This is a genomic window from Listeria cornellensis FSL F6-0969 (genome assembly GCF_000525855.1).
Lineage (GTDB): Bacteria > Bacillota > Bacilli > Lactobacillales > Listeriaceae > Listeria_A > Listeria_A cornellensis.
Map to the genome: position 1 here is coordinate 1 of NZ_AODE01000013.1, position 12,598 is coordinate 12,598.

Below are 12,598 nucleotides of genomic sequence, written 5' to 3' on the forward strand. Positions count from 1 at the left end.
TTTCAGGGTGGCGAAACGGAGCTTACGGTGTATGGCTGTGGGATTGCGAATTATATTCGGACGAGTTTAGCGGTGAGCGGCACGCATTTGAAGTATCCGCTTGAAATTGTGGAAATTGATGATGAAGTCGTGTTTGAAGATGCTACTTTTAAGGTTGTTTGCCGAGAACTTGATCATGGTATTTTGAGTTATGGCTACCGAATTGAAGAGGCTGATAAGGCGGGTTCGCTTGATGCGGAAGGACTCTCAGCGCTTGGTGTGAAGCCCGGCCCGATTTTCAAGGAGTTAAAAGAAGGGAAAACGGTAACGCTCGAAGACGGTGAAGTTATTGATGGAAGTCAGTTTATTGGACCTGCTAAAAAAGGGCGAACCATTGCGATTTTTGGCGATACAAGGGCGACGGCGAATGAGTTGGTAATCGCGAATCAGGCGGATGTTATCGTGCACGAAGCGACATTTGGTGCTGAAATGGGTGATATGGCAAGGGAATACATGCATTCTACAACAATAGAGGCTGCAACCTTGGCTAAAAAAGCGGGTGCCAAACGCCTGATTATCACGCACATTAGCTCGCGGTATAGTCGTGATGACAATCGCGAATTGGTCTCGGAATGCCACACTATTTTTCCGAATACAGAAATAGCAACCGACTTGGCTATATTTGAACTATAAAGGAGTTTTGAGAAGGATGAATGTTTTTTTAAAAGGGAAAACGGTGATGATTACGGGTGCATCCAATGGACTGGGGGCAGAAATGGCACGGCAAGTCGCGGCACAAGGTGCAAACACGATCCTGACAGCGCGTCGCACGGACAAATTAGCAGATTTAGCAACGCAGATTCAAGCGGATTATGGCGTCGTCAGCGCTTATCATAAGATGGATATGACGAACTTCGAAGAGATTGAAGAAGTCATGCAGAAAATAGGGGATACAAAAATCGATATCCTAGTCAATTGTGCTGGATTTGGGATTTTCGAAGAGGCAGTAACTACTGATTTTGCGACTGTGGAACGGATGTTTGATACGAATGTGCTTGGTTTGATGCGTTTGACCCAGCTCGCTTTACCAGACATGTTGGCACGCAAGTCGGGACATATTATCAATATCGCCTCCCAAGCTGGTAAAATTGCGACACCAAAATCATCGGCTTATTCTGCAACTAAATTCGCGGTGCTAGGCTACTCCAATGCATTGCGAATGGAAACCAAGCCATCAGGCATCCATGTAACTACGGTAAATCCTGGACCAATTGCAACTAGTTTTTTCGATATTGCCGACAAATCAGGCGACTATTTAGACAATGTAGGTTTTTTGGTCCTAAAACCTGAAAAAGTAGCAGCGAAAATTGTGGCTATAATGGGAAAACCAAAGCGTGAAATAAATCTGCCGTTTCTGATGAATATTATTTCACGAATGTACCAAGTCATACCACGCGTCATCGAATTTTTCGGTAAAGGCGCATTTGAGAAAAAATAAAAACAGAGTGAGGCTACCTAAACAATAGTCTCGCTTATTTTTTTGTTCCAAAGGTAGCTAAATCTAGCTTGCATTATTCAAGTGTAGAGAGTATAATTAAAAATAGAACAAATGTTCGTTATTTTGGGTGGAAGGTGATGAATGAATTGGATAAGACGCGTAAAATTATTCATATTGATATGGATGCTTTTTTTGCTTCGGTAGAGGAGCGAGACCATCCAGAATATCGTGGGAAAGCACTTATCATTGGTGGAGATCCAAACAAACGAGGCGTCGTTTCTACATGCTCTTATGAGGCTAGAAAATTCGGTGTCCATTCTGCGATGCCGGCGAAGCAAGCGTATAAATTATGCCCACATGGTATTTTCATTCATGGGAATATGGAACATTACCGAGAAGTATCCGTGCAAATACGTGAAATATTCCATCGCTATACAGATTTAGTAGAGCCAATGTCTTTAGATGAGGCTTATTTAGACGTTACTGAAAATAAAAAGGGTATTAAATCCGCGATGAAGATAGCCTTGGAGATCCAACATGCCATCTATCACGAACTTGGCTTGACCGCATCCGCAGGCGTTTCGTACAATAAATTTATCGCCAAAATTGCTTCAGATTTTAAGAAGCCAGCAGGGATGACCGTCGTATTACCAGAAGAAGCCGAAGCCTTTTTAGAGAGTCTGCCAGTTACGAAATTCCACGGTGTCGGAAAAGTGACGGCTGAGAAGCTACATCGCTTAGGTATCCATTCTGGTGCGGATTTAAAAGCATGGGATGAGTGGGATTTAATTCGGGAGTTGAATAAACAAGGGTATCGTTTATATCGAGCGGTAAGAGGTTTATCTGATTCTAAGGTAAATCCGCATCGTGAGAGGAAATCAGTTGGCAGGGAGACTACGTTTGCTAACAATATTTTTGATGAGCGAGAGATGCAAGAAAAGCTTCTTTTATTTTCACAGAAGATAGAGAATTCGCTGGAACGAATTGGAAAGCATGGGAAGACGGTTGTTTTGAAGTTGCGTTACAGCGATTTTAGCACGATTACAAGAAGATTATCCTTGATGGAATATACACGAGATGCACGTGTTATTTACGATGCAGGAGTTAGTTTGTTACGTGATATTTACAGCGGGGAAGAGAGCGTTCGATTGGTTGGTTTGACAGTAACGAACTTAAAACCACTGCATTTTGAAAACCTGAAGCTGGAAGGGTTTTAAGGGAAAAACTTGTTTATTGTGCCGCGTCATTGCTATACTTAACTCAGTAATGATTATTGGGAGTTGTTAGATAATGAAAAGGGAATTGAGGAGAATTAGGCCAATCAGGCGAGAAGATGTGCAGGGAATGCATGTGTGGGAGCTTGATGAAGAAATCGCTATGGCAAGCGGTATCACGAAACCACGATCTTTAGAGGTTTTTCAAACGATGTATGAGAAATATTTTTTAAAGGTAAGTGATTCGTTGCAACTGTATAGTATTGTTTTAGATGGACGAGTCATCGGACGTGCAGAATTGGGTTTAATCGATCGGGAAAATGGTCATGCCGCTTTTGGCATTGTCATTGGAGAGCGAATGAGTTGGGGAAAAGGCTATGGAAAAGAAGCTATTTTAGAGTTGTTGGATGTGGCATTCAATGAGTTATATTTACATAAGGTTTACTGTGAAGTATATACGTTCAATAAGCGATCACTAAACATGATGCATTCGCTTGGATTTAGCCAAGATGGTATATTACGAGACCATGAATTTTTTCACGAAGCCTATCATGATCTAGCTGTTTTTAGCATGTTGGACACCGAATTTAGAGCTGGTTTTGAATAGGAAAAAGGTGCAGTATCTGCTGATGTAACTAACAGATACTGCACCTCTTTCTTCACTTCATTTCTAATAGGCGATCCTTTAATTCTTGCTCCATAGATACAAGTTCTTTTTCTGCAACGGCACGTTTTGCACGGCCTTCTTGTTGAATCTTTAAGGTTTCTTGTAATGTTTCGATGAGGCTTGATTGCGTTTCTTTTAATGTTTCGATATCCACAATACCTCTTTCATTTTCACGCGCTGTTTCGATGGCGTTTGTTTTTAACATATCTGCATTGCGTTTTAGAAGCTCGTTCGTTGTTTCAGCTACTTGACGTTGTGCTTCAGCTGCTTGTTGCTGACGCAGAAGGGTAAGCGCGATAGCAACTTGGTTTTTCCATAATGGAATAGCGGTCATAATGGATGACTGGATCTTTTCAGCAAGTACTTGATTCGTGTTCTGAATAAGACGAATTTGTGGGGCTTGCTGAATGGTGATTTGACGGCTAAGTTTCAAGTCATGCACACGTTTCTCAAGGCGATCTGCGAATTGTGTGAGGTCATTTACTTCTTGGAAATCCATTTGATCACCGGATTGTTCCGCTTTTTTGCGTAGTTCTGGAAGTAGTTTGGTATTGATTTCTTCTTGCTTTAGTTCACCGGCTGCGATATAGATATTTAACGCTTGGAAGTAGTCTTTATTCTTGTCGTAGAGTTGCTCTAAGAAAGAATTGTCTTCCATTAAACGTTTTTTTGCATGTTCTAGTTTTAGGGCGATGCGATCAATCTGCGTGCCCATTTTTTGATATTTGGATGTGATTTCGTTGATGGATTGCTTCACGCGCGAGAACATTTTTGTGAAAACGTTCTTGTTGCGCGCAGCAAGTTCATCTGGATCGGCTTCTTGCAAACGGAACATAAGATCACTGATGATTTCACCGATTGGACCGACGTCTTGTTTTTGAACTTGGTTGAGCATAGAGTGAGAGAAGTCATGCAGCTTTGCTTGTGCTGGTGCGCCGTATCCGAGGATAGCCGCTTGATTTCCAGGCTCGATTTGCTTGGCCAGTTCTACCGCTTGACGACGATTCGCTTCTGGAAGCATGTCGACTAAGCGTGGCGCTTTGTCTGTTTCGTTGTTTACGATTTCTTGAACCGTTTGTGAGCCGTTTGTGCCGAATGGATCGGCGAGTAAGTCATCTAATGTTTTGTTGAAGTTAGCATCGATGACCTCGGCTTTCGGTTGTTCATATGTTGGTGTTTCTTTTGTTTTTAATTCAGGTTCGTTTGGCTTTTGGTTCTCGGTCATTTGGGTGTTCTCCTTTCAAATTTCTTTTCCTGTTTGGAGATGGAATTCTTCGCCACTTCTAGTTCGAAATCAAGGCTCGATACGTCCTTATTAAGCAGTGCAAAGAGATCTTTCTCGATAACACGACCTAAATCGTTCAAAAGGGCACGCGTGTCAGAAAGTGTTTGGTAAATCTTCTTGTCTTTCACCGGTTGGCTGTTTAGGAAAGCATATTTTTCTGTTAGTTCTACTAAAGAGTCTAAGTGGGAGAAGAAAAAAATCTTCTGCATCATAAAAGCGTTTTGGCTCTTCCTTCACAATACCGTAGATGCGCTTTGTAAGTATTAATGTTTTATCGCGTTCTTGGAATGTAAATAAAGTACGGTGAGCTGCTGTGATTTTTTGAAGGCGAAGTATTTTAGCTCGTGATTCTTCTAAGTTCGTGCGAATGTATTTGTATTCTTTTTTTGTAAGCCCGGTCTGTATTGCATGTGCTTTGTCTCCCGCTTTTGCAGAAAAGAAGAACAGGACGGCGGCTACGACAAGTGTTGCGACACTAATAAGTAACCAGTTGTTCACAAAGATGTGTGCTAAGATGCCGAACAAAATGAGTGTTAAAACGATTGAGCCAGTGAAGGCCATAAATTTTTTGAAAACTACCATGTCTATCTTCTCCTTAGGCTTCCTTATTTTTTTAAGGATTAAGTATTTGTGAAAATTGTTTTTAGAAAATCATTTGAAAAGGCTAACCTGATTTGAGTATATCATACCATATTGGCAGAAAAGATGTTATCAGTCGTGCGATGTAAATTCCCCTCAGACTTGGTTATGGTATAATGATAAAAAAGCCTTAGAAATGGAGTGATAGCATGGATTCGTTAGAGGAAAAAACGGTGAAGCGTGAGACGATTTTTGATGGGAAGATTATTAAATTAGTGGTGGATGATGTTGTGTTGCCAAATGGAGCTAGGAGTAAGCGCGAAATCGTGAAGCATCCTGGTGCGGTGGCGGTTATTGCGATGACGCCTGAAAATAAAATGGTGATGGTGGAACAGTATCGGAAACCGCTTGAGAAGGCGATTGTAGAGATTCCAGCTGGTAAAATTGAACCAGATGAAGCGCCAGAGTTGACGGCTGGACGTGAGTTGGAAGAGGAAACGGGATATAAAACGGATGATTTGAAGCATCTTGTATCTTTTTATACGTCGCCAGGTTTTGCAGATGAGTTACTACATATTTATCTTGCGGGAGATTTGAAGAAGCAAGCAAACCCACTTCAAGCAGATGAGGATGAGTTTGTGAACATTGTGGAAGTAAGTTTGGATGAAGCGTTACAGTTAATAGAAGAAAAGGTCATTTGTGATGCAAAAACGGTGTATGCCGTGCAATATTGGCAGTTGCTTGAAGCGACCAACTAATTTTGGAGAGGAAGTGGTATGAGATGACAGCTGTTTTTCTACATTTTACAGGAAATTGTCGTGAGGCTTTGGATTATTATGCGGGAATTTTCGAGGTGGAGCCAAAGGGTGTGGCAACATATGGTGATGCGCCGTCGAATCGGAACGCCAGCGAAAATAAAGATGTGAACGCTGATAAGATTATGTATAGTGAAATCTATGTCAGAGGTTTGCGCGTGATGATGTCGGATATGCCTGACGGTGTTCCGGCGACTCCGGGTGATAATATTAGTATTGTTGTGGAAAGTGATGATTTGGAAGATTTGCAAGTGATTTTTACTAAGTTTGAAAAAGAGAGTAAGATTTATATGCCGCTTGAAGAAACGTTTTGGAGTGAGGGATATGCGATGATTGCTGACAAATTTGGAACGCAGTGGCACTTTAGTTACGGTGACTTTTTGACGGAATAAGAAAATAGAGTAGCGTGTCAGATGGCTTTCTGGTGCGCTTTTTTTATATGGATGGTTATTGATTGACTGGGTGGTCAAACGGGAGTATAATCGCATTGACTAGATGGTCAATTGTGAATTGGAGGGGTCAAAAATGAAAGCGATAGAGACGAATGAGTTGACGAAGTTCTATCATAAGAAGCGGGCGATTGAAGGGGTGAATTTGTCAGTAGAGGAAGGTGAATTGTTTGGGTTTATTGGTCCAAATGGTGCTGGTAAATCGACGACAATCAAGCTGTTGCTGAATTTTATTTATGCTTCGAAGGGCCATGCGACGATACTTGGTAAGGACATTGTGAAAAATTCGGCTGAGATTAAGAAAATGGTCGGATATGTGCCGAGTGAGGTACGTTATTATCCACAAATGACGGCAAATGATATTATTGGGTTTGCTGCGAAGTTTCATCATATTGATCAGGCCGCAGTTCAGATGAAGCGCTATTACGAAATGTTTGATATTGATCCGCATAAGCGTTTTGGTGATATGTCACTTGGAAATAAAAAGAAGGTCGCGATTGTGGCTGGGCTTATCACGAAGCCGAAGTTATTGATTTTAGATGAACCTACGAATGGACTGGATCCTTTGATGCAACATCATTTATTTAAGGAGATGACGCGCCAAAATCAAGAGGACGGTATGACGATTTTTTTGTCGAGCCATAATTTACGTGAGATTCAGGAGTATAGTACGCGGGCTGCTTTTATTCGTGAGGGTGAGATTGTAGCACTTGAAAATATTGCGGATCAAGAAATGTCGGGGAAAGTGATTATTTTGAAGGGAAATAGGTTGCCAGTAACAGAGCTTGTCAATGCGGGTGCGAAAGTTGTTGAAACGACGGAAACGAGTGCGAGATTCACGTTTGATGGAAATGTGCAGTCGGTGTTACCAATTCTTGCGGCGGAGGGAATTAAGGATTTATCGATTACGAATCAAGAATTGGAAGATAAATTTATGACGCTTTATGAAGGAGGGAAGGCAAAATGAATATTTTAAAGATTGAATGGAAAACGCATTTTAAGAGTTTGCTCGTTTGGTCGGGGGTTGTGGCGCTAGTCTGGGTATGTTCATGGCGTTCTTTCCTAGTATGCAATCGAGCGGCATGCAAGATTTAGTAAACACGAAAATGAATGCTTTACCTAAAGAAATGATGAATGTTTTGCACATTAGTTCGATGGCGGATTTAACAAAAATTGATGCCTATTTTGCGTATGTATTTCAGTATATTTTTATTGCAGCGTGTGTGTATGCAGCGATGATTGGGGCGCAAGCGTTAGTGAAGGAAGAGACGGACGGGACGATTGAGTTTTTATATGCGCAACCGATTACGCGTTCGGAATTAGTGGCTTGGAAAATGGTTGGAAATGCGATTTCATTTATTGCTTTTTGGGCTATCACGTTTGTTGTTTCGACGGTATTGGTCGTTTTCTTGAAGCAAGATGGGGCGAATTCAGGGGATTTGGTGCAGTCGCTCGTGCGGGTGTTCTCGAATGAGTTACTGGTTGCCTTGTTGTTTATGAGTGCTGGCTTCTGTTTTTCAGCGATTGTTCATTCGGCGAAGCAGGCGACACCAGTTGCTTTGGGACTCGTTTTTCTGACGTATATTTTAGGGATTCTTGCTGGTTTGAATGATAAGGTAGACTTCTTTAAATACTTTTCTCCGATTAATTTTGCGATTCCGTCTGATATGATAAAAGCCTCGATGGAGAGCGTTAATATTTGGATTACAGTGGTTTCGATGGTTGTGTTTACCGTGCTGACTTTCGTACTGTATCGGAAAAAGGATTTGAGGGTGTGATGGAAGATAAACGGGATAAAATTTTGAAAGTAGCGGTGGAGGAATTCGCGGATCATGGGTATAAGGCGGCTAGTACGAATCGGATTTCAGAGATTGCTGGTGTTTCGAAGGGGTTGATTTTTCATTATTTTGGCTCAAAAGAAAAAACTATATACAGCGGCGGTTGGTTATTCGGTGGATTTAGCGATGCAGGAAGTACCGATTGGGGACATGCCAACGGAGGACTTTATGCAAGGCGCAATTTGGTCGACGAAGCAGAAGCTGAATTTCAGCAAGAACCACCCCGCGGTTTTTAAGTTGATTATGCAGTCTTATGCCAATCCTCCAGCAGCGCTTGCGGAGCGGTTGCATGCGTACTATATGGAGGCGTTGCAAGTACAAGATGTTTATATGAACCAGATTTTCGAGAAAGTGACGTTGCGGGCGGATGTTGTTTCTCAGGATGCGCATGACCTGGTTCGCGCCTTGTTTGATTATATAATTAAAATGGCGACGGATTATATTCGGGAAAATCCAGATGCAACGATGGAGGAAATGCAGCCGCTTGTTGATAAGTTTATGAACATGATGGCGATTGTGGAGCGTGGGATGATTCGAAAAACATGAATAACTGGGAAAACAAACCTGAATTTTGTGAGTTAGGTTTGTTTTTTTATGAATTGGAAAATTTTTTCAGTTGTCTCGCTTGCTTTTTTATGATACAACATAATTGTAATGCAAATGCAGTTACTACACAGGAGAAGGGGAAAGATGATGGACGATACAGCTGTTGTGACAAAAGAACAGATTATTACGGAATTACAACAATTGGCGCAGGAACAGGGGCGTGTGCCAAGGCGTAGCTTGTACAATCATTTTGAAAAAGCACGACAATTATTTGGTTCATGGCCGGATGCGTTAAAAGCAGCGGGTTTGGAGAATGAGCAGAAACGTTTTTACAAGCAGGATTTTTTGATTGCAGAGGTAAAGCGAATTTCGGAGCAGTTGGGGCGTCCGCCGATTAGTGGGCCGCATGAGTTTCCACTTTATATGTCTGTTATGGAGTATTATGATTCTTGGGAAGCTTTTCTTGAGCAGGCTGGTTTGACGAAGTTTGCAGGGGAAGAGGAAGGTAAGGAAGTGAAGGAGAAATTGATTCTTGATATTTTGGAAATGGAACGGATTATGCGGAGATTTCCTACGATGAGCGAGTTCGATGACTATCGGTTGGTGCGTTATTATTTTGGTAGTTGGAAGAATTTTAAAGCGGCTTGTGAGGAGAAGAAGCAAGAAGTTTCTTGAAAATAGATAAAGCAAAGCGAGCACCTTATTGGGGATAGGATGCTCGCTTATTTTTGTATGCTTAGACTTCCGTGAAGCTTTCGTGATGTGTGCTGACCATGGCGACTTCTTCGGCGTCTGGATCTAGGAAGTTTTTAGCGCTGTTGATGGCGATGGGACCTTCGTGTAGACCGGCCGCAATGATGCGCATTTTGCGAGGATAGGTGCAGATATCACCACATGCGTAAATGCCAGGGACACTGGTTTCCATTTCTTGGTTGACTAGGATGCCGTATTCGGACGTATCGAATCCCCAGTCGAGCATGGAGCCGAGATTCACTTTTACACCGTGGTTCACAACGATGGCATCTGTGTCGATTTTTATTGTATTGCCGTTTTTATTGCAGTGAATCACGCAGTTTCTTAGATTGGTCGAATCACCTTGAAGAGCTGTTATTTCGTGGTTGACATGGACATAAATAGAGGAATCGTGCATTTCTTTGACGCGTTCTTCGTGCCCTTTGAAATTTTCGCCACGATAGATGAGATGGACTTCTTTGGCGATGGGTTCTAGTGCTTGCGCCCAGTCAATAGCGGCATTGCCTCCACCAGAAACAACGACGGCTTTATTTTGGAAACTTGCAAGGTTTTTGATGTCGTAGAAGAGGTTGTTGGCAAACGTTTCGCTACCGGATACTTCTAATTGGTGAACTTCGTATGTGCCGCTTCCTGCTGCGATGATGATGGTTTTGCTGTAATGTTTGTTGCCGTTTTCTGCGGTTAGTTGGAAGGTGCCGTCTGTTTGTCGATGAATCTCTGTGATGCGTTCGCCGCATACAATGGTAGGCTGGAACGTTTTTGCTTGGTCATGTAAGTTTTTCACAAGTTCTTGTCCTTCGATTGCAGGGATTCCGCCGATATCTCGGATGATTTTTTCTGGGTAGAAGTAACGGATTTTACCGCCAACTGCTGGCTCGGCGTCGATGATTTTTGTTTTTAGGGAGCGCAAACCGCTGTAAAAAGTAGTGAATAAGCCAACTGGGCCTGCTCCAATAATTGTGACGTCATACAAGTTTGACAACGACTTCACCTGCTAACTTGGTTGCGACTTGTCTAATTTCACATGCTTGACACGTTTCGTAGGGTAAACATAGTGGAACGCCAGTACGTGGGTCGAGCATAATATCGGCTTTAATACCAAAAACGTCTTCTAGTGTTTGCTCCGTCATTACGTTTACCGGTGAGCCCTCGGAAATGACTTGCCCAGAACGAATAGCAATCATATGATCGGCAAAGCGAGAGGCGTGATTTAAATCATGGACAACCATGACGATCGTGCGGTTTTCTTGGAGATTTAGCTGTTTTAACAACATTAAGACTTCCAGTTGATGGGTCATATCAAGAAATGTCGTTGGTTCATCTAGGAATAAAATATCGGTTTCTTGTGCTAATGCCATCGCAATCCAAGCGCGTTGTCGTTGTCCGCCAGATAAACTGTCAATTGGACGGTCGGCGAAATCATTTAGACTCGTCACGCGAAGAGCCCATTGAATCATATCGCGATCTTTTACAGACATAGATTTAAAACCGCTTTGATGAGGAGATCTGCCGTAGGAAACGAGTTCGCTTACGGTTAAGCCATCAGGTGCGGTTGGGTTTTGCGGCAGGATCGCTAGTTGTTTCGCGATTTCTTTTGTGGATTGGCGGTGAATCGCTTTTCCATCTAAGAAAACATGACCTTTGGAAGGCTTCATCAGGCGGGACATCGTTTTTAAAATGGTTGATTTACCTGAGCCGTTAGCGCCAACTAGTGCCGTGATTTTGCCTTTTGGTATTTCGATATTTAAAGCGTCTACGATGACGCGTTTGTCGTAGGCGATTTGTAAGCCATCTGTCTTTAAATTATTCATCTATACACCGCTCCTTAGTTTCGCGATTGATAATCATTCTCATGACTAGTATAGAATCTTTTGACGAAAGTTGCAATAGCTAAGCGCTATTATTCGTATTTTTTCGTGGTAGAGATATTTTTAGTCTTGCTTTTTAGGAATTTGCTTGCTATAATTTCGAATGAGATTGATAATCATTATCAATTAAAAGGGAGGAGTAACATGAAGAAAATAGTGTTTTTAGTGTCGGCTGCTGTGATGGCGGTTGCTCTGGTTGGGTGTGGTAGTGACGAAACCGCAGTGGGGAAATCCGAAACGCACGCATATAAGATGCCAAACGGGAAAACGATAGAGATCCCAAATAATCCGAAAAAAATCGTCGTAACAGAGTATATGGGATCACTTTCGGCTTTAGGTGTGAAACCAATTGGTGCTACGTCGTTTGTATTGGAAAATCCTTATTTGGATGCCTATAAAAAGGGTGTGGAAGACATCGGTGATCCGGCTTCTGTTGAAAAAGTGGCGGAACTACAACCGGATTTAATTATTGTATCGGGTGAGGATCAGTTCAATCAGATGAAGAAAATTGCGCCGACGATTTTAATACCGTACAATACATACAAAAGTGTGCAGGATGAATTAACGGCGATTGCTGATATTGTTGGAAAAGAAGAGGAGGCAAAGGATTGGTTAGCTGATTTTGACAAGAAAGCTGCGAAAGCAAGGGGAAAAATAAAAGGTGTGGTAGCGCCAAATGCAACGGTAGGATTGTATGAAGGCGATGATAAAAATTTCTATGTTTTCGGAGATAATTGGGGTCGGGGTGGACAAGTTCTTTATAACGCATTACAATTAAAGGCGCCTAAGAAAATTCAAGATGAGGTTATTGACGGAGATGGCTACAAACAGATTTCGCTAGAAGTGCTGCCTGATTTTGCGGCAGATTATATGTTTGTGACGCGGTTTAAACATGGGGATACTAGAAATGGAGCACTCGACGGGATAGAAGCATCAAGTATTTGGAAAGACTTGCCGGCATACAAGGCGAATCATATTTTCACGATGGACTTTGATGAGATGTATAACTACGATCCGATTGCGGTAGAAGGGCAAATGGATTTGATTGTGAGTAAAATAGTGGATAGTAATAAATAATTGATAGAAATAACAACGGTTCACGCGGGA

Annotated in this window: 12 protein-coding genes and 3 pseudogenes; 11 read left to right on the plus strand and 4 right to left on the minus strand. The window is 42.1% G+C overall.

Annotated features, from left to right (window positions below):
• The 4 genes from PCORN_RS05175 to PCORN_RS05190 form a co-directional block, all read left to right on the plus strand.
• Window positions 1-672: MBL fold metallo-hydrolase (locus PCORN_RS05175; RefSeq protein WP_036078235.1), on the plus strand; the 672-nt coding region annotated here is incomplete at its 5' end.
• 16 nt (window positions 673-688) lie between these two features.
• Window positions 689-1,477 carry an SDR family NAD(P)-dependent oxidoreductase gene (locus PCORN_RS05180; RefSeq protein ID WP_036078237.1) on the plus strand — a complete coding sequence of 263 codons (789 nt, stop codon included), beginning with the start codon at window positions 689-691 and terminating at the stop codon, window positions 1,475-1,477.
• Between the two features lie 146 nt (window positions 1,478-1,623).
• Complete coding sequence (dinB, locus tag PCORN_RS05185) at window positions 1,624-2,694, plus strand: DNA polymerase IV (protein WP_036078516.1); 1,071 nt, start codon at window positions 1,624-1,626, stop codon at window positions 2,692-2,694.
• A gap of 73 nt (window positions 2,695-2,767) precedes the next feature.
• Window positions 2,768-3,298 carry a GNAT family N-acetyltransferase gene (locus tag PCORN_RS05190; RefSeq protein ID WP_077913798.1) on the plus strand — a complete coding sequence of 177 codons (531 nt, stop codon included), beginning with the start codon at window positions 2,768-2,770 and terminating at the stop codon, window positions 3,296-3,298.
• Window positions 3,299-3,350: 52 nt separating this feature from the next.
• Here PCORN_RS05190 and PCORN_RS05195 read toward each other — a convergent pair whose 3' ends face one another.
• The gene (locus PCORN_RS05195) at window positions 3,351-4,583 is read right to left on the minus strand and encodes a toxic anion resistance protein (RefSeq protein ID WP_036078239.1); all 1,233 of its coding nucleotides are present in this window, start codon (window positions 4,581-4,583) and stop codon (window positions 3,351-3,353) included.
• A pseudogene (locus tag PCORN_RS05200) lies at window positions 4,580-5,225 on the minus strand (5-bromo-4-chloroindolyl phosphate hydrolysis family protein). Before PCORN_RS05200 ends, PCORN_RS05195 begins: the two are co-directional and overlap by 4 nt.
• A 206-nt stretch (window positions 5,226-5,431) precedes the next feature.
• Here PCORN_RS05200 and PCORN_RS05205 point away from each other — a divergent pair.
• The 6 genes and pseudogenes from PCORN_RS05205 (at window position 5,432) to PCORN_RS05230 (ending at window position 9,545) form a co-directional block, all read left to right on the plus strand.
• Window positions 5,432-5,980 (plus strand): NUDIX hydrolase, encoded by a 549-nt coding sequence (locus tag PCORN_RS05205; RefSeq protein ID WP_036078241.1) that lies wholly within the window; start codon window positions 5,432-5,434, stop codon window positions 5,978-5,980.
• Window positions 5,981-6,003: 23 nt separating this feature from the next.
• Complete coding sequence (locus PCORN_RS05210; RefSeq protein WP_036078244.1) at window positions 6,004-6,429, plus strand: VOC family protein; 426 nt, start codon at window positions 6,004-6,006, stop codon at window positions 6,427-6,429.
• Window positions 6,430-6,562: 133 nt separating this feature from the next.
• Window positions 6,563-7,453, plus strand: a complete 891-nt coding sequence (locus tag PCORN_RS05215) for an ABC transporter ATP-binding protein (protein ID WP_036078246.1) — start codon at window positions 6,563-6,565, stop codon at window positions 7,451-7,453.
• Window positions 7,450-8,264, plus strand: a pseudogene (locus tag PCORN_RS05220) (ABC transporter permease). The gene PCORN_RS05215 and the pseudogene PCORN_RS05220 overlap by 4 nt, the downstream one beginning before the upstream one ends.
• Window positions 8,264-8,870, plus strand: a pseudogene (locus tag PCORN_RS19675) (TetR/AcrR family transcriptional regulator). The pseudogenes PCORN_RS05220 and PCORN_RS19675 overlap by 1 nt, the downstream one beginning before the upstream one ends.
• A gap of 144 nt (window positions 8,871-9,014) precedes the next feature.
• A complete protein-coding gene (locus tag PCORN_RS05230; RefSeq protein ID WP_036078247.1) occupies window positions 9,015-9,545 on the plus strand; it encodes a homing endonuclease associated repeat-containing protein in 531 nt (176 codons plus the stop codon).
• 61 nt (window positions 9,546-9,606) lie between these two features.
• Here the strand turns inward: PCORN_RS05230 and PCORN_RS05235 are convergent, their stop codons facing one another.
• Complete coding sequence (locus tag PCORN_RS05235; protein WP_036078249.1) at window positions 9,607-10,605, minus strand: NAD(P)/FAD-dependent oxidoreductase; 999 nt, start codon at window positions 10,603-10,605, stop codon at window positions 9,607-9,609.
• Complete coding sequence (locus PCORN_RS05240; protein WP_036078250.1) at window positions 10,589-11,434, minus strand: ABC transporter ATP-binding protein; 846 nt, start codon at window positions 11,432-11,434, stop codon at window positions 10,589-10,591. Before PCORN_RS05240 ends, PCORN_RS05235 begins: the two co-directional genes overlap by 17 nt.
• Window positions 11,435-11,635: 201 nt before the next feature.
• On the opposite strand from PCORN_RS05240, the gene PCORN_RS05245 reads away from it, so the two are divergent.
• Window positions 11,636-12,568 carry an iron-hydroxamate ABC transporter substrate-binding protein gene (locus PCORN_RS05245; protein WP_036078251.1) on the plus strand — a complete coding sequence of 311 codons (933 nt, stop codon included), beginning with the start codon at window positions 11,636-11,638 and terminating at the stop codon, window positions 12,566-12,568.
• The last annotated feature ends 30 nt before the right edge of the window (window positions 12,569-12,598 follow it).

Coding starts and splice junctions, on each gene's coding strand:
- PCORN_RS05180 (WP_036078237.1), top strand. CDS start 689: ATGAATGTTTTTTTAAAAGGGAAAACGGTGATGATTACGGGTGCATCC.
- PCORN_RS05210 (WP_036078244.1), top strand. CDS start 6,004: ATGACAGCTGTTTTTCTACATTTTACAGGAAATTGTCGTGAGGCTTTG.
- PCORN_RS05215 (WP_036078246.1), top strand. CDS start 6,563: ATGAAAGCGATAGAGACGAATGAGTTGACGAAGTTCTATCATAAGAAG.
- PCORN_RS05240 (WP_036078250.1), bottom strand. CDS start 11,434: ATGAATAATTTAAAGACAGATGGCTTACAAATCGCCTACGACAAACGC.
- PCORN_RS05245 (WP_036078251.1), top strand. CDS start 11,636: ATGAAGAAAATAGTGTTTTTAGTGTCGGCTGCTGTGATGGCGGTTGCT.
- PCORN_RS05195 (WP_036078239.1), bottom strand. CDS start 4,583: ATGACCGAGAACCAAAAGCCAAACGAACCTGAATTAAAAACAAAAGAA.
- PCORN_RS05205 (WP_036078241.1), top strand. CDS start 5,432: ATGGATTCGTTAGAGGAAAAAACGGTGAAGCGTGAGACGATTTTTGAT.
- PCORN_RS05190 (WP_077913798.1), top strand. CDS start 2,768: ATGAAAAGGGAATTGAGGAGAATTAGGCCAATCAGGCGAGAAGATGTG.
- PCORN_RS05230 (WP_036078247.1), top strand. CDS start 9,015: ATGATGGACGATACAGCTGTTGTGACAAAAGAACAGATTATTACGGAA.